Source organism: Polaribacter reichenbachii, assembly GCF_001975665.1.
Lineage (GTDB): Bacteria > Bacteroidota > Bacteroidia > Flavobacteriales > Flavobacteriaceae > Polaribacter > Polaribacter reichenbachii.
The window spans coordinates 3,645,066-3,665,097 of sequence record NZ_CP019419.1 but is presented as its reverse complement, the minus strand read 5'-3'; the positions used below and the strand labels follow the sequence as shown (position 1 = coordinate 3,665,097).

Here is a 20,032-nt window from a genome sequence, read left to right as displayed (position 1 = left end):
CTATCATTAGCATTCAATACATTAGTAGTTAAATTAACCAAACCAAATGATTAGAATAGAAAAACTACACAAATCTTATCCAATAGGAAAAGATTCTTTACACGTACTTAAGGGAATTGATTTACACATAAAAGAAGGCGAGTTTGTTTCTATTATGGGTTCTTCTGGTTCAGGGAAATCTACATTATTAAATATTGTTGGTTTATTAGATATTCATGACGAAGGTGATTATTATTTAAATGGTCAGCTAATTAAAGATATGAATGAGAAAAAAGCAGCGCTTTTAAGAAATAAATTCTTAGGTTTTATTTTTCAGTCTTTTAACTTAATTTCTTATAAAACAGCATTAGAAAACGTTGCATTACCTTTGTATTATAAAGGTATGAATAGAAAAGACCGTTTAAAAGTTGCTTTAGATTATCTAGAAAAAGTAGGTTTAAAAGATTGGGCAAACCATTTACCAAACGAACTTTCTGGAGGGCAAAAACAAAGAGTTGCCATTGCAAGAGCTTTAGTAACCAAACCAAAAGTAGTTTTAGCAGATGAGCCAACTGGTGCATTAGATTCTACGACAACGGATTCTGTAATGGACTTATTAAAAGACATTAATGATGAAGGAATGACAGTTTTTGTAATTACACACGAAGAAGAAGTTGCAGAACAAACCAAAAGAATTGTACGTTTAAAAGATGGTCTTATTATTAGTGATGAGTTAACAAAAGCGTCTAAAGCAGTATAATTATGTTTGATTTAGACAGATGGAGAGAAATTTTTCAAAGCATTAATAAAAACAGATTACGTTCTGTAATGTCTGGTTTTACTGTAGCTTTTGCCATTTTATTATTCACCTTACTTTTTGGTATAGTTAGTGGTTTAAGTAACACTTTTAAAGGTGCTTTTGCAGATGATGCTCAAAATGCAATGTTTGTTAGGGTTTGGAAATCTTCTAAACCATATAAAGGTTTACAAACAGGTCGAAGAATCCAATTAAAAAATGACGATTATAATTTTGTAAAAGAGGAATTTGGAGACAAATTACAATATCAGTCAGCAAGAATTTATAAAAACTTTGTTTTAAAATACAAGAATAATGCAGACACTTATAGTGTTATGGCAATACATCCTGATCATCAATTTTTAGAAAAAACCATCATAAACGAAGGTAGGTATGTAAATGAAAGAGACATTAAAGAAAAATCTAAAGTAATTGTTATAGGTAGATTGATAAAAGAAGATCTATTTGGAGAAAGACCTGCTTTAGGTAAACGTTTAAATGTTAATGGAAGTTCTTATTTAATTATTGGTGTTTTTTCTGATGAAGGTGGAGATAATGAAGAAAGAAAAGCCTTTATACCTTTAACTACAGCACAAATGATTTATGGTAACAATGATTACATTAGTCAAATGGCATTGGGTTATGACCCAAATTTAAGTTTAGATGCTGCAGTTGCTTTTGGTAATAAAATGGAGCGTGATTTACGTAAAAAATTAAGCATTCATCCAGATGATCAAAGTGCCCTTTCTGTTAGAAATATGGCAGAAGCGAATAAAGGAGTTGGTCAATTTATGGGAGCATTATATGCAATTGTAATCTTAATTGGTTCTGGTACTTTAGTTGCAGGTATTATAGGTATTTCTAATATTATGATTTTTGTAATTAAAGAAAGAACTAAAGAATTTGGGATAAGAAAAGCACTTGGAGCAAAACCATCATCTATTGTAGGTATGGTTGTACAAGAATCTGTTTTAATCACTACAATTGCCGGTTATTTAGGTTTGTCTTTGGGTACTTATTTATTGTCTTTGATTGGAGATAGTTTAGAAAAAGATTACTTTATTAAAGACCCAAGTGTAAGTCCAGGTATTGTAATTGGAGCAACAATTATTCTAGTTTTATCAGGATTAATTGCAGGTTATGTACCCGCAAAAAGAGCAGCAAATATTAAACCTATTGTAGCATTAAGAGCAGATTGATTATGAAGTTTTTATTTGATTCAGATACTTGGCAAGAAATTTACGGAAGCATCCGTAAAAATAAAGTGAGAACCGTAATTACAATTATTGGTGTGCTTTGGGGTATTTTCCTTTTAGTTGTGCTTTTAGGAGCAGCAAGAGGAATGGAAAATGGTTTTAATAAACTGTTTGGAAACTTTGCAACCAATAGTGTTTTTGTTTGGACTCAATCTACAGATACACCTTTTAAAGGTTTTCAAGAAGGTAGAAGGTTTCGTTTAACAATGAACGATATTGAAGTTTTAAAATCAGAATTTTCAGATGAAATACAATTATTAGCACCAAGAAATCAAACTAATAATTTGCTCGTACACAATTTTAAATCTGGTGATTTTAGAGTAAGTGGAGATTATCCTGTTTTAGATCAAATTCAAAAAAAGCAATTGATATTTGGGCGTTTTTTAAATGGAAATGATATCCTTTTAAATTCAAAAGTTACTGTGATATCAGAAGATATGTACAAACAATTGTTTGATAAAGGTGAAATGCCAATTGGAGAATATATTAAAATAAACAGTATAAATTATAAGGTTATTGGTGTTTATAAACCCTCAAATACAATAGATTTTGATGGTGATACAGCTTACATACCTTTTACAACGTTTAAAAAAGTATATAACACAGCTAATAAAGTTGATTGGATGATGATTACTGCTCATAAAGGTACAGATATTGAGCAAATGGAAACCGATATTCTTTTAACTTTAAAAGGTTTACACAAAGTACATCCAGAGGATAAAAGAGCATTTGGTAGTGTAAATTTAGGTAAAGAAATAGGTAAAGTAACCGGTTTTTTAACAGGTATGCAGTTTTTAACATGGTTCGTTGGTATTGCAACTTTAATTGCAGGAGTTTTTGCAATTGGTAATATCCTTTTAATAACTGTAAAAGAACGTACAAAAGAAATCGGAATTCGACGCGCTTTGGGTGCAACACCAAAAAGTATTCGTCAGCAAATTATATTAGAATCAGTTTTTCTAACAACAATAGCTGGTATGTTAGGTATTGTGTTTGGTGGTTTTATCTTATTTTTAATCGACAACTTTTTAGGGCAAGGAGATGATGCCATTTTAATAAACCCAACAGTAAACATACCAATTATTTTTATAGCATTTGCTACCTTAATAGTATTAGGTACAATGATAGGTTTAATACCTGCACATATGGCAACAGTAGTAAAACCAATAGAAGCATTAAGAGAAGAATAAAGAAAATCAATCAACTAAATCATGAGTAAAAGAGCAAAAATTATTTTAATTATCATAGCAATAGGTTTTATTGCAGCGTTAATTTGGTTCGGAAAAAAGAACAAAACTAGTATTGTAGAATACGAAACAGAAACGCCTTTTAAAACTACAATTGTTAAAAAAACGGTAGCTACAGGTAAAGTAACTCCTTTAGAAGAAATTGAAATTAAGCCACAAATAACAGGTATTATCGATAAAATAATGCTTTTAGAAGGTTCTAAAGTAAAGAAAGGTGATTTAATTGCAACTGTAAGAGTTGTACCTAATGAGCAATCTTTAATTAGTGCAAAAGGTAGAGTAGATAATATTAGAATTAGCTTGAGTAATGCTGAGATTTCTTACAAAAGAAATAAAAATTTATTCGATAAAGGTGTTATTTCTAGACAAGAATTCGAGAATGTAGAGTTAACTTATAATCAAGCAAAGCAAGATTTAAAAAATGCTCAGAACGATTATATGATTATTAAAAAAGGTTCTGCAGGTTCAGGTGGTTCTGCGAACACAAATATTATGGCTCAAATGTCTGGAACTATTTTAGAAATTCCGGTTAAAGAAGGAGACCAAGTAATACAATCTAACAACTTTAATGCAGGTACAACTATTGCATCTATTGCAGATATGAACAAAATGATCTTTGAAGGTAAAGTAGATGAATCAGAAGTTGGTAAATTAGTAAGTGGTTCAGATATTGAGGTTTCAATTGGAGCTATAGAAGGGAAAATGTTTCCTGCAAAATTAAACTTTATCGCACCAAAAGGTACAGAAGAATCTGGTGCAGTTCAGTTTAAAATTAAGGCAGATGTTTCTTTAGACGACAATTATTTTATTAGAGCTGGTTATAGTGCCAATGCAGATATTGTGTTAGAAAAAAAAGACAGTGTTTTAGCAATTAAAGAAGCTTTATTAAAATTTGATAAAAAAACAGAAGAACCATATGTAGAAGTAAAAACTGGAGAAGGAACTTTTGAAAAAAGAACTTTAAAATTAGGAACTTCTGATGGCGTAAACGTAGAAGTTTTAGACGGAATTTCTGAAACTGACGAAATTAAAATCTGGAACAAAGTTTCTAAAGATGATAAAAATGATGGTAATAACTAATTAAGTTATAACTTCAATAAGAATAAAAAAGGAACTCATATTTTGAGTTCTTTTTTTTATGTATTAAATTTTATTGCTGAAGTTAAAGTCAGTTCCACCAAACTAGAAAAAATTTAAAAATTTCTCCATTTTTCATTTTTAACCAACAAAGAGGCGAAAAATTTCTGGCTAAATATGCAGCAGATTTTTCTTTAAAGTCGGTATAATTAAACCATTTTACATTTTGATGCGGATTCACCAACCAATCTTTTTTATTAGGGATAAAAAACTTACAATCATTAAACGCTGTAAGTTCTTTTTGATTGATGTAAAAACCAGAAATACAATCTGTATTCAAAGTTTTTAATTGCATATTTTTAAATGCATAAGGCACAAATAATTGTGCTTTAAAATATACTTGTTGCTCTATTTTTTCTGATGATAAATGGATGCTTTTTAAATAATTTTCACATTCATTAGAATAGAGTAGTGGCAATTGTTTTTCTTTCAGTTTAGTGAGTTTTTCTACTAAAGCATCTTTTCTGTTTGGCCCAATAAAATGATCAATTTCAGTGGTTCCAACTGTGTCATCAAACAAATAAAACTTATAAATTACCTCTAAATGAATTGGTTTTTTATCCTTTAGAAGGATACAATCCAATTCGCCTAAAGTAATTCTATTTTGCTGAATTTGAATATTTTCACAAAGTATATTAATGTCTTTTTCTTGTGCTAATTGATAAGAAACAAAACGTTCTATATATTTACCTAATCTTAGTTTTTCATCAATATTAAAATCAATTTTTAAAGTTTTGGGTTCAATTTTAAATTGATGTAATTCATATACATCTTTATTTTTCCACAAACTAGGCGTTTGTAAAAAGCCATCATATCTATTTTGAATGTCTTTTGTTTTTTGATGCATTTCAAAATCGAAGTTACAAATCTATTTTGTAACTTGAGGTTTTAAATGTTATTAGAATGCAGATAGAGAAATCAACGTTTCAATTTTTAAAAGATTTACAAAAAAATAATAATAGAGATTGGTTTGCAGAACACAAACCTACATTTACTAAAATTCAAAGTCAGGTAAAAGAAGTGTTTTTAGAAATGCAATTAAATTTAGAAAAACACGATGAAATAGAAAAAATGAAAATCTATAGAATTTATAGAGATGTACGTTTTTCTAAAGATAAAACTCCCTATAATCCAAGATTAGCAGTTTCATTTTCTAGATTAGGTGCAGCATTAAGAGGAGGTTATTTTTTACAAATTAAGCCTGGAGAAACATTTTTAGGAGGTGGATTTTGGCAGCCAGAAAAAGATGATTTATTTAGATTAAGAAAAGAAATTGAGCAAGACGCATCAGAATTTTATGATATTTTAAATGATAAAAATTATATAAAACATTTTGGAGGTAAATTTGCCGGAGATGAATTAAAATCTGCTCCAAGGGGTTTTGATAAAACACATAAAGACATAGATTTATTAAGAAAAAAAGGCTTTATAGCAATTAGAAATTTTACAGATGCAGAGGTTTTATCGCCTAATTTTTTATCAGAATTAGATGAAAGTTTTAAAGCTTTAAGACCTTTCTTTAATTTGTTTAGTGATATTTTAACTACTAATTTAAATGGAGAAAGTATTATTGATTAATTAATCAATTTTTTGAAACGGGCTATTCATTAAAAAATCTTTTGTTTCAGCAGATTTAGAAATACAATTTTTATGTAAAGGTACATTTTGCATATAGCATTTGTTTGTAAAAGAAACCTCTTTATTAAACTGTTGCACAAAAAGTTCTCTAAACTGATAGTAACGAAGTAATTTTTTTTGGTTAATAATTCTTCCTTTATTGTCTTTAATATTCCTAATATCTATTTTTAATTCTAAATTAAGTTGATAAGGATGTTTAAAAAATACTCTAATTTCATTTCCAACTATTTTTACATTCTTAATTTTAATTTTAATTTTATCTTTTTTATTATAAATGTTATAAAGTGATTTGTTTGTTGCGTTTTTAGCGTCTATAACAGCATTTGTTTTGATGGATAAATAATTATCTTTTCTTTTGTAATTAACAATTTTAAAATAATCTTTATCATTATTATCTACTGTAAAAAACTCATTATTAAAAGAAACATAATTTAAACGCATTAAAGATTTGGTATTATCTATGTAACCATATTCTAATCGTAATTCGTAAACTTGCTTTTTAGTCGATTCTAATATTGCTTTATATTTAATTTGATGTATGGTGTAATCTTTAGGATTAATAACAATTTCTCCTTCAATTAAAGCAATATCAGTTTGTTGTTCTTTAGTATCTATTACATTCTTATTGGCGTCTTTATGTACAGGTTTACCATTATAAATAATATTTTTATGAGTATAAAAAGGTACTTTATAAAACATTGTTTCATCTTGAAATATTTTAATGGGTTTTTTAAAGGAATGATTTTTTATAAAATCTCTTTTTAATTTATTTATAAACGAAAATGAAGTGGTATTGTAATTTCTTAAAGGATCATGGCCTAATAAAATAAATAATTCGTTTCCACCTTTATTAGGAATTTTAGCATAAGGAACATATTTTTTTGGATTTTGATAATCAGGACTTTGATTAATACTATCATAATCATCAGGAATAAATGATTCTCTAGTAAAATTTGGGTTGTTCTTATAACTTAAAAGGCGAAAGTTATTTTTATAGTGTGGCGTTAAAAAACCGCTATCTATAGTTTGAATAATGGCTTCATTTAAATTATAATATGTACCATTTCTTTTTAAATAATCTCTGTAATAAGATAATATAGAAAAAGAACTAGATGGGTAATTTTGTGGTATTCGTTTAATTGCTTCTTTAATTAATGATTTAGAAGGTACCTTATTTTTCTTTTTATTAGACACAATAGTAATTTCATCTAGGGTTTCTTTAACTTGATGTAAATAGATTTTATTTATTTCTTTTTTTGATAGACCTTTTATAGGTAGATATATTTTTTTGTAACCAATAGAAGAAATAATAATGGTATCTGATTGATATTTTAAACTATTAGAAATTAAAAAATCACCTTCTTCATTTGCATACAATCCTAAACTATTTTTTTTTAAAAGGATAGTAGCATAAGAAACTGGTAGTTTTGTGGTTTTATCAAGTATTTTTCCTCTAATTTTAGTTTTTATTTGAGAATAATAAGTTGTTGAGAAAAATATACAAAGAATTAAAAAGATAATTTTATTGTTTTTTAAAATTCTAAGAAAAGGCATTGATGAATCAGTTTGAATTAAATTCTTAAATAGCTGTTTAGTATTTATAAATTTAGTAATAAGAATTCTAAATTTATTTATTTTAACATTTTGTGATAAAATTTTTAATTTTTATAAGCATAATTATTACTTATATCATCAACAAAATGTCCAATTCTTATAATTATAAATTTAATATTGGCTAATTAAGCAGAAATTAAATTCTTATCAATCTCTCTTTTTAAAACCAAAACAGTAACTATTGTTGATAAAATATCTGCTATTGGGAAAGACCACCAAACACCAAGAACACCATAATATTTTGGTAAAATATAGGCTAGAGGAATTAAGAAAATTCCTTGTTTTAATAAGGTTAGTAATAAAGCAGGCATTGCTTTACCTGCTGCCTGAAAATAAGCAGAACCAATTAATTGCATTGTAATAATAGGGGTTGCAATAAACACAATGAGCATTGCATTTGGGGTTTCATTTAACAAAGTAATATCATCTGTAAAAATCTGTATTACTTGTTCTTTAAACAAAATGATTGCCAAGAAAATGAATGTCCCTAAAATAGAACCAAAGTATATAGATTTTTTAATGGTTTCTTTAACTCTATCATTCTTTTTAGCGCCAATATTAAAACCTGCAACAGGTAAAAAACCTTGAGAAACGCCCATTACTGGCGATAAAGAAAACATCATTACTCGATTTATAATTCCGAAAATAGAAATAGAAATCTCTCCACCATAAGTAAAAAGCGAATAATTTAAAACGATCATTAATACACTAATTGCACCTTGTCTAACAACTGAAACTCCACCTAATTCAACAATTTCTCTTACAATTTTACCATCTAAAGCAAAGTTTTTGGGTATAATTTTAAGTTCACTTTTACTTGATAAAAAGAAATATAAAATATACAAACCAATACTTGCATAAGAAATAGAAGTAGCTAAACCAGCACCTGTCATACCCCAATCAAAAAACTTAATAAAAACAACATCTAAAACAATGTTTAAAATTGCAGGAATTATCATTGCATACATTGCAAATTTAGGTTTGCCTTCTGCTCTAATTACAGGATTTCCCATCATTGCAAAAGCTAAAAAAGGTACTCCAAAAATTACCATAGCAAAATATTCTGATGCAATTGGTAAAATATCTCCTTTAGCTCCAAACAAATTTAAAATGGGTACACTATAAAAGTTACCTAAAAGCACAAAAATAATGGCTAAAATAAGTGTTAAACAAATTTGGTTACCAAAGGTTAAAAAAGCCTTACTTGAGTTTTCTGCGCCTAAAGCTCTAGAAATAATAGAGCTTCCTCCAATACCAATTCCCATTCCTATAGATGAAATTAAAAAAGCAATGGGTAAAACCACTGTTATGGCTGCAATTGCTAAAACCCCAACCCATTGTCCAACGAAAATAGTATCTACAATCATATTTAAAGACATCACAAGAATACCAATTGTAGCTGGTACTGCTTGTTTTATCAATAAACTACTAATTTTTTCTGTACCTAAATCGTTTGCTAGTTTTGCCATAAGAGTTGCAAATATCAACATAAATTAAAAGCTTTTTGTTAAACTATTATCAATAATTATTATAGGTTTATTAAAATATCTATGTTTGCTATAATGAATAAATTAGAAAACGTTTTCACGTTAAAAATTACTGTTTCTGCAGAAGATATAGACAATTTACAACACGTAAATAATTTGGTTTATGTAAAATGGATGGATAAAATTGCCACAACACATTGGTCTTTTTTAACCAAAGAAAATCCTTTGCCACAATATGTTTGGGTAGTAATAAGACACGAAATTGATTATTTAAAGCAAGCAGGTTTGGGCGATGAAATTACTGTAAAAACTTGGGTAGGAGAAACTAAAGGAATAACGTCTATACGTTTTATGGAGTTTTATAAAGGTAATGTGTTGTTGGTAAAAGCAAAAACAACTTGGGCAATGTTAAATGCCAAAACATTTAAGCCTACAAGAATTAGAGAAGATGTTTTAAAAGTGCTACAGAATTAATCCATTTTAATTTTACAGTAAAAATCATTCTTAACTTAAAATTGTTGTTATTTTTTGTACAATTTGTGTAATTTGTGTCAGTACACATTAATAAAAGTATCTTTGCAAAAAATTAAGAAACAATGTCAACATTTTCTGCACTCGGAATTCGTAAAGATTATATAAAATCAATCCAAGAAATTGGGATTTCTAAGCCTACTGAAATACAAGAAAAAGCCATACCAATTTTATTAAAATCTAAAACCGATTTTATAGGTTTAGCACAAACAGGTACAGGTAAAACTGCTGCATTTGGTTTGCCTGTTTTACATCAAATTGATGCTAGTTCAGAGCATATTCAGGCTTTAATTTTATCGCCAACAAGAGAGTTGGTACAGCAAATTAAAAAACAATTATTCAAGTTTACAAAATATGTTGATGAACGTATTTTTCTAGAAGCCGTTTTTGGAGGAGAAAAGATAGATAGACAAATGAATAATTTAAAAAGAACAACCCATATTGTAGTTGCAACACCTGGTAGATTAATCGATTTAATAGAAAGAGGAGCAGTAGACATTAGCCACGTAAAAACCGTTATTTTAGACGAAGCTGATGAAATGTTAAGTATGGGTTTTAAACAAGATTTGAATAGAATCTTAAAGTTTACGACAAAATCTGACAGAAAAACTTGGTTATTTTCGGCTACAATGCCAGAAGAAATTAAGAAGATTATTAAAACTTATATGGATGGAAATGCACCAAGAGTAGAGGTAAACCCTAAATCTTTGGTGAATGAGAATATTAGACATCATTTTGTCAAAACAACTATTAAAGAAAAAACAGATTTAATAATTACTTTTCTTGAAAAAAGAGAAGCTCAAAGAGGTATTATTTTTTGTAGAACAAAAGCAGGCGCTCAAAATCTAGCCAAACAATTAACAGAAGAAGGTTTTTCTGCAGCAGCTTTAGAAGGTGATATGCAACAAAAAGAACGTGATAAAGTTATGCGTGCTTTTAAAAATGAAAGTTTACAATATTTAATTTCTACGGATGTTTCTGCACGTGGAATTGATGTAAAAGAGTTAGAGTTTGTAATTCACCATCAATTACCAGAACAAACAGACTATTATACACATAGATCTGGAAGAACTGCAAGAGCAGGAAAAACAGGTGTTTCTTTAGCTTTAGTTTTACCTTACGAATTAGAAAGAGTGCACGAACTACAGAAAGAATTAAATATAAAATTTACAGAAGTTACTGTTTAAATGGAACTAATTTATGTTTTAGACATATTAGGAACCTTTGCTTTTGCAATTAGTGGAGCTTTGGTTGCATCTGATAAAAAGTTCGATTTATTTGGTGTAATTATTATTGCTTTTGTAACTGCTGTTGGTGGTGGAATGTTACGTGATGTTTTAATTGATGCTCATCCTATAAATTGGATTGGAGACCTGAATTATTTATGGACAATTTTAACTGCTGTTGTTTTAACATTTTTATTCAAAAGTAAAATTGCGTTTTTAAGTAAAACGTTGTTTTTGTTTGATACTATTGGTTTAAGTGTATTTACTTTATTAGGCTTGCAAAAAGGTTTGAATTACGAATTACATCCTATTATCGCAATTATAATGGGAATGATTTCTGCAGTTTTTGGAGGTGTTTTAAGAGATGTACTAACCAATAAGGTTCCTTTAATTTTTGAAAAAGAAATCTATGCTTCTGCTTGTTTAGTTGGCGGAGTTTCTTATTTATGTCTTTCTTATTTCGGAATTTCTGAGGATATTGTTTTTATTATTTCTGCTTCTATAATTGTTATCATCAGGTTAATTGCTGTAAAATTTCATTTAGAGTTGCCCAAAATTAAGGATGATTTATTTTCTAAATCTTAGAAAATATTGTTTTGAATTACTTTAATTGCTATCAAAATATTTATTATTTGCAAATAATACCAAGACTTGGTATATTTGATGAAAAGAATAAAAATGGCGAAAAATACATCGATACTTTTAGGTAACTATTTTAATAATTTTATAAATGAACAAATTAGTAGTGGTCGTTATTCTTCTGCAAGTGAGGTAGTAAGAACTGCTTTAAGATTTTTTGAACAAGAAGAAAACAAGAAAAAGGAGTTGATTAAAGCACTTGAAAAAGGTGAAAATTCTGGTTTTATAGAAAATTTTGATAAGAATACTTTCTTAGATAAAATGCACAAAAATGCTTTGAAATAAATGGATTTTAAAATCAGTATTGAGGCTGAAATCGATTTAACAAAAATTTGGAACTACACTTTTGAAACTTGGTCTATTGCACAAGCTGATAGATATATTAACTTAATTTTTCAGGAAATAGATTTTATCTGTAAGAACCCTATGTTAGGTTTAGATTTTAGTTATGTAAAAGACGGCTATTTTAAAACTAAAGTAAAATCGCATTTTATCTTTTATAAAATCAATTACCAAAAATCACAAATAGAAATTATTCGTATTTTACATCAAAGAATGAATATTGAAGAAAGGTTAAAGTAATGATTTTATAAATTGGATGAAAAATATTTATTTATAAAATAATAAATGACCTTTCCAATTTCTTAAGAAATTAGAAAGGTCATTTTACAATATCGATTTTGATAATTTAGTTTACATCCTTTAAAAGCTCTTGAATAGAACGCATTAATTGTTCATCTATACCATTATCTACTTTACCAGGCATATTTTTAACTTTAATAGTAGGTTCTGTTTGGTTGTTTTCCATCCATTCACCAGCTTTGTTTTTAGCGCTTACAGGTACAACTCCCCAGTAACCACCATTCTGTAAACCTTCCCAACCTGCAAAACTACAAGTTCCTGGTACTGGCATACCAACAGTTTTTCCTATTTTTAAATCTGTATAACCAGAAGCGTAACAATGTCCATCAGAATACATACTTTCGTTAAAGATAGATAAAGTTGGTTTTGTCCATCTAGAAGTTGGTTCTCCACCCACAACTTTTGCTTCTGTAGCATAAGTTATAAATGGTACTCCAGTAAAAAACATAGCTAAATCTGCTACTAAATCTCCACCACCATTAAAACGAGTATCAATAATTACACCTTTTTTATCAGCATATTTACCCATCATATCTTGGTAAATACTTCTGTAAGGTCCATCACTCATGCCCGGAATATGTACATAACCTAATTGCCCTTTACTTTCTTTTGCTACTTCTTTTTCATTAATTTTAACCCATCTATTGTATAGTAATCTGTTTTCTTGGCCCAAAGAAATAGGTTTTACAGTTATGGTTTGCGTCTTTTTTGTTTTTGGATCAAGAATTTCTAAGAGCATAAATTTACCCGATTTTCGGTTTAAGTATTTGGCTATATCTTGATCTTTAGAGATGTTTACACCATCTATTTTTGTGATAATGTTTCCTTTTTCTACTTTAAATTTAGCTTTATCTAAAGGACCTCCTGATATTATTTCATCAATTAAAATTCCATCATTTTTAAAATCGTAATTCATAAAAACACCTAAAGAAGCTGTTGCATCTGCATTAGAAACGCTACTACCACTGTATCTAGCACCTGCATGAGAAACGTTTAATTCTCCTAACATTTCTGATAACATTTCAGAAAATTCATAACCGTTAGAAATGTGAGGTAGGTATTTTTGATATTCTTCTTTCATTTTACCCCAATTAATTCCGTGAAAATCTGGATGATAAAAAATGGCATTTGTACGAATCCAAACATGATCGAACATGGCTTTTCTTTCTGCATATTCGTCTAATAAAATTTCACCTTTTATAGAAACACCTTCTTGTTTTTTACTTGCCGGATTTAGTTTTGTAATTCTGCCACTGCTCAGTAAATAAAGGTTTTTCATTTCTTTATCCCATTGTAAACTACCAGAACGAGTATTTAATGGCATTAACATTTTGGTTTCTCTAGTTCTTAAATTAGTACTCCAAAGATTCGATTTACCTTCAAAACTTGCTAAATAATATAAAAAATCTCCTTTTTTAGACAATACAGCATCACCTAAACTAGAAGAATGTATGGTTAGTCTTTTGGTTCTGTCTTTCATATTTGCCCAGTCAAACTCAAGAGCTTTTGTTTTTTCTTCTTCTTTCTTTTCTTTAGATTTAGCGTCTTTTTTCTTAGATTTTTTTTCGTCTTTTTCGTCTTTCTTTTCTTCCTCTTTTTTCTTTTTTTGCTCTTCTTTTATGGCTTGCATTAATTTGTATTCTTCATCACTTAAATTAAATTCATCCCAAGCTTCTTGAGTAAAAAACATACTATACACATCTGATTGAGATCGACCACTTGTTGCATAAGATTTTAAACCGTTTCTGTTGCTAAACCACAACATTTGCTTACCACCATTTACCCATTTTGGATAATAATCATAATAACCACTTTCGTTTAAATTGATTCTTTTAGAACCATCAGCAGCCATTAAAAGTACTTCACTATTGCTTAAAGTTTTGCTCCAATCTACCAATAACCATTTGCTATCTGAGCTCCAAGTAAAGTATTTATCTCCATCTCTCATATGAAATAAATCTTCAGGTGTTAACAATGTAGTTTCTTTTTTAGAGGCAACATCAATTATTTTAAGTGTTCTTCTGCCTTCTATAAAAGCTATTTTTTTTCCATCTGGAGAATACTCAGCTAAGTAATTATCTAATTTGTTTTCTATTAAAGTAGATTCTTTTATTAATGTTGATGCATAGAAAAATGGCTCTTCTTTTCTAACTTTTTCAGATTTAAAAACACTCCATTTACCATTTCTTTCGCTGCTGTAAACAACAGATTTACCTTCTGGTCCCCAAGAAACAAAACGCTCGTTTTCTGGTGTATTGGTTAATCTTTTTGTAAAAGATTTATCTACAGAAGTTACAAATACTTCGCCTCTAGCAATAAAAGCAATTTCTTTTCCATTTGGAGAAACTGCCATTTCTTGAATTCCACCATTTACAGCAATAAATTTTTCTGTATTTTCTTTATCTTGAGTTATAATTTTAATTGCTAATTTTTTAGGTGATGCTCCTTCTTTCATCGTATACAATTCTCCATCATAACCAAAAGAAATAATACCATTTGCTACACTTAAAAAACGAACAGGATGCAAACTGAAATTGGTTAATTTTATATCGGATTTAGTTTCTAAATTCATTTTATGAATGTTAAAAGAACCACTTCTTTCACTTAAATAATACATACTTTTTTCATCAGCAGTAAAAAATGGATGTCTGTCTTCTGCATTATGAGTAGTAATCATTTTATGACTGTTCGTTTTTGCATCATACAACCAAATATCTCTGGTTATGGATGATGTGTGATGTTTTCTCCATTCATTTTCTCCACCTTTTTTATCGTGATATAACATTGTTTGTCCGTCTTTAGAATACTGAATATATTCTGCAGGAATTGTAAATATTTGAGAAACTCTACCAGAAGTTACAGGAACACTATATAATTCTGATTGAGAGCCAGAAGGATATTGTCTGTGATTAACATCATCTTGTCTTAAAGCTCCAAAAACAACATTTTTATCATCCGAAGAAAAGGAAAAAGGGATTTCATCATTAGAATGGAAAGTTAATCTCGTTGCTGCTCCACCTTCTGAATTCATTGTGTAAATATCAAAATTTCCATATCTGTTAGATGCAAAAGCTAACTTAGAACCGTCTTTGCTCCAAACTGCTTTATAATCGTGTGCATTGTGATAGGTAAGTTGTTTTGCTGTACCACCATTGGCACTCACTTTATACAAATCTCCTTTGTATGTAAAAGCGATTTGTGTTCCATCAGGAGAAATAGCAGAATGCCTCATCCATTGAGGATTGTCTTGGCCGTAAATAGAAATAGATAAAAATGTAAGAATTAGTAGAATTGATCTCATAGGTTAAAAATTTTGACTAATTTAATGAATTGTAATAGTTTAATACCTAAAAAAAGTTAAAAAAAGACGAATATGAAACCATTAGAATTTACAGATTTAAAAGATTTTAAATTAATGAAAGGGAAGGAGTTACCCATAGGAGATTGGTACACAATTACTCAAGAGATGATAAATGATTTTGCAAATGCTACTTTAGACAAACAATGGATTCATACTGATGAAATAAGAGCTAAAAAAGAAAGTCCGTTTAAAAGCACAGTGGCTCACGGATTTATGTCTGTAGCAATGATTTCTAAAATGTTGGGTGAAATGTTTATTATTAAAAGTGTTAAGATGGGCTTAAACTATGGTTTAAATAAAGTTCGTTTTCCTTGTCCTGTACCTGTAAATAGTGAGTTAAGAATGCACTCTTCTGTTAAAGAAATAGAAGATTTAGATAATAACGGAATTAAAATAACATTTGCTTGTACTATAGAAATTAAAAGCCAACAAAAACCAGCTTGTGTTGCCGAATTTTTGGTGGCTCTATTTGAATAAATATAATTGTATGTATTAGGCTAAGATTCCAGAATTTTCACACTTTTTAGCAAAAAACACCAAGTAAAAGCTGATTAAAATTGTTAATATTGGCTGAATTAAACCTGTATTACCATAAACTTCAATGGCGTTAGTCATAAAAAATGTATAACCTGTTTGCACGAGAACCCCTAATAAAGAAATGATAAATACTTTATGAGCTAATTTTTTGCGTGCTAAAAGTAAAATACATCCTAATAAGCCAAACCAAACTGCAACAGCAAAAGCTGCTGTAACCCAAGATGGTGTATTTTCTATTAATTTTAATTGATCTGCAGGTATTAACGATTTCATATCATCAGTCATAAAAGATTGCCCAAGATATGCAAGCACACCAATTGCATTCCATAGAAGTGCTAAAACACTAATGATCCAGAAAGATTTAGAAGGTTTGGTAATAGTTGCCATAATTTAAAAAGTTTAGTTAGTTAAGTTATAAATGTAATAAAAAATATTTGTCTATGTTAAATATGTAAAGTATATTTGACATATTAATAAGTTAATTTGTCAAATAAACAAGATGTATAAACAATCAATTTGTGAAAGAGAAAGAACTCATTTAGAAAAAATGAATAAGTTTCAATTGGGTTATCAGTATAAAAAAATCGGATTAATAATTGCTATTGCTGCTTTTACTTTAATGCTCGGCAGAAAATTTATTGACAATTCAGAATGGATTAGACCAATTTTACAAGCTTTTTTATTAGTGGGTTTATTGATAATTTCTTTATCAAAAAGTAAAGAAGAAGATGAGTTTATAGATAGTTTACGATCTCAATCTTATAGGCTGGCTTTTTTAATAGCTATTGTGTATTCTTTAGTGCAACCTTTAATTAATTATGGAGTAGGTATTTTGCTTGATGAAAATGAAACGCTACAAGGTTTTAATTATTTTCAGGTATTATTTTTTATGTTGATTGTTCAGTTGATGTTCTTTTGGCAGTTAAAAAGAATGAATCGTTAATATGAAAAATACCTTAAAAGTACAACGTGCTATTTTAGATTTAACCCAAGATGATTTGGCAAAAAAAATAGGAGTTTCTAGACAAACGATTAATTCTATTGAGAAAAATAGATATGTGCCTTCTACAGTTTTGGCTTTAAAATTATCAGCAGTTTTTAATATTTCTGTAAATGATTTTTTTACTTTAGATGATGAGGATTAATCTTTTAATTGATAGTAATTACTGCAGCTTTAAATAAATTGGCTTTCGATTTAAAGAAAGAATTCTCTAATTCAATAGCTTTTAATTTGGTTTCTATCAATTTAGATTCTCTATAATTTACTAAAAACAAAGAGCTTTCTCCTAAAAAGAATTTGCGTTCTTCAGCTTTTAACAGAGTGTCATAATCTCTTACAATATTGGTAATGTATTCATTTTGAATTACAAAAGAAGTTAACTCTTGTTGCAATGCATTTATTTTATTTTTGATGGATATTTTAGTCGCTTCATTTTCTAGTTTGGCATCTTGTAATTTTGTTTTTGCAAGTTTTAAATCGCCGCGTTCTTTTCTTAAAAAAATAGGTAATTTAAAATTAATGCCTGCTTTGTAATTATCTACATTTAAAGAATTTGATTCTTCTGGAGTAGTAGTTAAAAAATTATACTGAACATCTAATTTTGGTAATAAGTTATTCATTTTTAATTTTTTATCAATAGTTAAACTTTCTATTTTAAACTCTAAAGCTTTAATTTTTGGATGGTTGTTGATGTCGAAATTAGCATCGTTAAAAAGTGCAATGTTAAAAGTAGTATCTACGTTATCTAAAGTAGAAACATCAGGAATAATATGATCTTGTAATTCTATAGGTGTGTTGTTATTCATCCAAAGAAAGTTAGATAATTCTAGAGAAGATTTTACCAATTTTATACGTGCTTTTTCTAAATTAAGTTTTCGGGTGTTTAAATTAATTCCTGCTTCTAAAGTGTCTATGGCAGGTTTTTCGCCTTCTTGAAAAGCTCTTTTTGTGTTGTTAAAACGGATGTTGGCATTTTCTAAAAAAGCATCATAAACCAATTTATCATTATAGGTTTTTAACCAATTAAAGTAGGAGAGTGCTGCATTGTATAAAATTTCATTTACCAATATTTGTTGTTCTTCTTTTGCTTGATTGATAAAAAATTTTGCTTGTTTTAAAGCTGCCATTCTTTTGTTAATCAGCAATCCGTTTAATAAAGAAGCAGAAACACCAACAGCATATATACCATCTGTTGGTACTGTAGATTCTGGGTTTAGGTATTCGCCTTCATTATTCTCAAAATTGGCTTTAAATTCCAATCCGTAATAAGTAGGTATTTTAAAAGCACCATTTAATTTATTGTAATATTCTTTTTCCTTAAATTTTTTTTGATCGAAATCAACTTCAATTTTAGGATCAAAAGCACCTCTAGCTTTTTGTAGTTTTGCTTCGCTATTATTAATTACTAAATTGGCTTGTTTTACAATAGGGTGATACTTTTTTACATAGCTTAAATATTCTGATAAGCTCATTACAGAAGTTACTTTTTCTTGTGCAGAAAAATGGGCAACCATTAATAAAAACAATATTATAATGTAATTTTTCATCGATTTATAATCTAAAAATGAACGCATACTATTTTTTATCTTTATTGTCTGATGTTCCTTTTTTACTATTTTCAGGCTGATAATAATTTGGAGGAAAACTGTTTAGTTGTCGCCAAAGTTCGTACCAAATTTGTACATCTTCTAATAGCGCAATTGTTTTAGCACCAGAGCCAACTCTAATGGCTTCTGGCCATTTATGATCTGTTTCATCAGGTGCTAAAAGAACTCGATATTTTCCATTATTGCTTATAAAATTTTCTATTGCAACTACTTTTGCACCATATGTTCCGTAAGAAACATTTGGCCATCCAGAAAATACAATTGCTGGCCAACCATCAAATTGAACACGAACTTTTTCACCAATATGTAAAAGAGGTAAGTCTATTGGTCTTACAAAAGTTTCTACAGCTAAATCGTATTTAATTGGCATAATACCCACTAAATCTTCACCTTCTTTAAAGGTACCTCCAATTCCGCCTTTTAAAGCTTTGTTAATAATCGCATCAAAAGGAGCAGTAACATTTAATAAACTATTTCTTGCTTTGTAATTACTATTGCTATTTTCTAATTTAGAAACCTGTGCTTTAGCATCATAACCACTAGATTGTGCTGTAAAACGATTGCTTTCTGCTTTCGAAATTTTATCAGCATAACTTGCTTTTACTCTAGATATTTCAACTTTTGCGTTTAAAACTTCATTTTTTGTAGCTAATAATTTGTTCTCTTTGCCAATTAATTTTGCTTGAGTTTCTTGCAATTTTAAACGTTTTTCTTCAACATCTTTTACAGCTTTTAAACCTTCGCTTTGTAAAGTTTGAGTTCTGTTAAATTGTCTTTCTGCAATTTTAATATTTGTTTTTGCAGCTTCAAAATCGATACTATCGCTTTTTACTTTTAATTTAGACTGTAATAATTTGTTTTGCGCTTGTTCTAATTTTAGTTTACGCTCTTCTTTTAAGGCAATTACCTGTCTATCTAAAGCTTCCACTTTGTATTTATAAGCATTTACAGAAGAGGTTTTTGCATTAATCTGCTCATTGGTTCTTTCTATTAATTTGTTATCAAAATAATCGCTTTTTACTTCGGATATTCTTAAAATTACATCTCCTTTTTTTACAGTATCTCCTTCTTTCACAAACCATTGTTCTATTCTACCAGGAATTTGAGATTGAATAGTTTGTGGCCTTTGATCTGGTGTTAAGGTAGTTACCAAACCATTACCTGTAATATTTTGTGTCCAAGGTAAAAAGAGCACAATAAAACCAAAGATTGCAGCAGCCAATAAAAATTTATTAAAAGACTTGTAATAATTTTTGGTAAAAATACTTTTACCAGATTTAAACTTTTTTAAATCTACAGTCTTATTTAATTGATTGTTAGAAATATTTAACATGA

The 20,032-nt window shown here is 28.6% G+C and carries 20 protein-coding genes; 13 read left to right on the top strand and 7 right to left on the bottom strand.

The window, feature by feature from the left end:
- Positions 1 to 46 precede the first annotated feature (46 nt).
- The 4 genes from BW723_RS15625 to BW723_RS15610 are packed head-to-tail and all read left to right on the top strand — an operon-like array spanning position 47 to position 4,358.
- Entirely contained in the window at positions 47 to 739 is a 693-nt protein-coding gene (locus BW723_RS15625) for an ABC transporter ATP-binding protein (RefSeq protein WP_068357972.1), read from the top strand.
- Positions 740 to 741: 2 nt separating this feature from the next.
- Complete coding sequence (locus tag BW723_RS15620) at positions 742 to 1,974, top strand: ABC transporter permease (RefSeq protein ID WP_068357976.1); 1,233 nt, start codon at positions 742 to 744, stop codon at positions 1,972 to 1,974.
- 2 nt (positions 1,975 to 1,976) lie between these two features.
- Entirely contained in the window at positions 1,977 to 3,221 is a 1,245-nt protein-coding gene (locus BW723_RS15615; RefSeq protein ID WP_068357979.1) for an ABC transporter permease, read from the top strand.
- A 21-nt stretch (positions 3,222 to 3,242) separates the two neighbouring features.
- Positions 3,243 to 4,358 carry an efflux RND transporter periplasmic adaptor subunit gene (locus BW723_RS15610; protein ID WP_068357982.1) on the top strand — a complete coding sequence of 372 codons (1,116 nt, stop codon included), beginning with the start codon at positions 3,243 to 3,245 and terminating at the stop codon, positions 4,356 to 4,358.
- Positions 4,359 to 4,446: 88 nt separating this feature from the next.
- Here BW723_RS15610 and BW723_RS15605 read toward each other — a convergent pair whose 3' ends face one another.
- The gene (locus BW723_RS15605; protein WP_068357985.1) at positions 4,447 to 5,262 is read right to left on the bottom strand and encodes a DUF1853 family protein; all 816 of its coding nucleotides are present in this window, start codon (positions 5,260 to 5,262) and stop codon (positions 4,447 to 4,449) included.
- A gap of 56 nt (positions 5,263 to 5,318) precedes the next feature.
- Here BW723_RS15605 and BW723_RS15600 point away from each other — a divergent pair, with 56 nt between their 5' ends.
- The gene (locus tag BW723_RS15600; RefSeq protein WP_068357988.1) at positions 5,319 to 5,993 is read left to right on the top strand and encodes a DUF2461 domain-containing protein; all 675 of its coding nucleotides are present in this window, start codon (positions 5,319 to 5,321) and stop codon (positions 5,991 to 5,993) included.
- Here the strand turns inward: BW723_RS15600 and BW723_RS15595 are convergent, their stop codons facing one another.
- Together BW723_RS15595 and BW723_RS15590 are read right to left on the bottom strand one after the other, a co-directional pair.
- Positions 5,994 to 7,607, bottom strand: coding sequence for a carboxypeptidase-like regulatory domain-containing protein (locus BW723_RS15595; protein ID WP_068357991.1), 1,614 nt, complete (start codon positions 7,605 to 7,607; stop codon positions 5,994 to 5,996). It lies immediately after the preceding gene.
- A 185-nt stretch (positions 7,608 to 7,792) separates the two neighbouring features.
- A complete protein-coding gene (locus tag BW723_RS15590) occupies positions 7,793 to 9,136 on the bottom strand; it encodes an MATE family efflux transporter (RefSeq protein WP_068357993.1) in 1,344 nt (447 codons plus the stop codon).
- A gap of 93 nt (positions 9,137 to 9,229) precedes the next feature.
- On the opposite strand from BW723_RS15590, the gene BW723_RS15585 reads away from it, so the two are divergent.
- The 5 genes from BW723_RS15585 to BW723_RS17640 all read left to right on the top strand — a co-directional run bounded on the left by BW723_RS15585 (position 9,230) and on the right by BW723_RS17640 (position 12,132).
- On the top strand, positions 9,230 to 9,628 hold the full coding sequence (locus BW723_RS15585) for an acyl-CoA thioesterase (protein WP_068357997.1): 399 nt from the start codon (positions 9,230 to 9,232) through the stop codon (positions 9,626 to 9,628).
- Positions 9,629 to 9,750: 122 nt separating this feature from the next.
- Positions 9,751 to 10,872 carry a DEAD/DEAH box helicase gene (locus BW723_RS15580; protein ID WP_068358000.1) on the top strand — a complete coding sequence of 374 codons (1,122 nt, stop codon included), beginning with the start codon at positions 9,751 to 9,753 and terminating at the stop codon, positions 10,870 to 10,872.
- A complete protein-coding gene (locus BW723_RS15575; protein ID WP_068358003.1) occupies positions 10,873 to 11,496 on the top strand; it encodes a trimeric intracellular cation channel family protein in 624 nt (207 codons plus the stop codon).
- 93 nt (positions 11,497 to 11,589) lie between these two features.
- On the top strand, positions 11,590 to 11,835 hold the full coding sequence (locus BW723_RS17645; protein WP_068358241.1) for a type II toxin-antitoxin system ParD family antitoxin: 246 nt from the start codon (positions 11,590 to 11,592) through the stop codon (positions 11,833 to 11,835).
- Positions 11,836 to 12,132, top strand: a complete 297-nt coding sequence (locus BW723_RS17640) for a type II toxin-antitoxin system RelE/ParE family toxin (protein WP_068358008.1) — start codon at positions 11,836 to 11,838, stop codon at positions 12,130 to 12,132.
- 106 nt (positions 12,133 to 12,238) lie between these two features.
- On the opposite strand, the gene BW723_RS15565 is transcribed toward BW723_RS17640, so the two are convergent.
- The gene (locus BW723_RS15565; RefSeq protein ID WP_068358011.1) at positions 12,239 to 15,493 is read right to left on the bottom strand and encodes a S41 family peptidase; all 3,255 of its coding nucleotides are present in this window, start codon (positions 15,491 to 15,493) and stop codon (positions 12,239 to 12,241) included.
- Positions 15,494 to 15,565: 72 nt separating this feature from the next.
- Here BW723_RS15565 and BW723_RS15560 point away from each other — a divergent pair, with 72 nt between their 5' ends.
- The gene (locus BW723_RS15560; protein ID WP_068358016.1) at positions 15,566 to 16,030 is read left to right on the top strand and encodes a MaoC family dehydratase; all 465 of its coding nucleotides are present in this window, start codon (positions 15,566 to 15,568) and stop codon (positions 16,028 to 16,030) included.
- A 15-nt stretch (positions 16,031 to 16,045) separates the two neighbouring features.
- On the opposite strand, the gene BW723_RS15555 is transcribed toward BW723_RS15560, so the two are convergent.
- A complete protein-coding gene (locus BW723_RS15555) occupies positions 16,046 to 16,477 on the bottom strand; it encodes a hypothetical protein (protein ID WP_068358019.1) in 432 nt (143 codons plus the stop codon).
- 112 nt (positions 16,478 to 16,589) lie between these two features.
- Here BW723_RS15555 and BW723_RS15550 point away from each other — a divergent pair, with 112 nt between their 5' ends.
- Together BW723_RS15550 and BW723_RS15545 are read left to right on the top strand one after the other, a co-directional pair.
- Complete coding sequence (locus tag BW723_RS15550; RefSeq protein ID WP_068358021.1) at positions 16,590 to 17,033, top strand: hypothetical protein; 444 nt, start codon at positions 16,590 to 16,592, stop codon at positions 17,031 to 17,033.
- Between the two features lies 1 nt (position 17,034).
- A complete protein-coding gene (locus BW723_RS15545; RefSeq protein WP_068358023.1) occupies positions 17,035 to 17,235 on the top strand; it encodes a helix-turn-helix transcriptional regulator in 201 nt (66 codons plus the stop codon).
- A gap of 4 nt (positions 17,236 to 17,239) precedes the next feature.
- Here the strand turns inward: BW723_RS15545 and BW723_RS15540 are convergent, their stop codons facing one another.
- Positions 17,240 to 18,637: a TolC family protein gene (locus tag BW723_RS15540; RefSeq protein ID WP_083139602.1), complete on the bottom strand. Its 1,398-nt coding sequence runs from the start codon at positions 18,635 to 18,637 to the stop codon at positions 17,240 to 17,242.
- Positions 18,638 to 18,665: 28 nt separating this feature from the next.
- Positions 18,666 to 20,030, bottom strand: a complete 1,365-nt coding sequence (locus BW723_RS15535; RefSeq protein WP_068358026.1) for an HlyD family secretion protein — start codon at positions 20,028 to 20,030, stop codon at positions 18,666 to 18,668.
- Between the last annotated feature and the right edge of the window lie 2 nt (positions 20,031 to 20,032).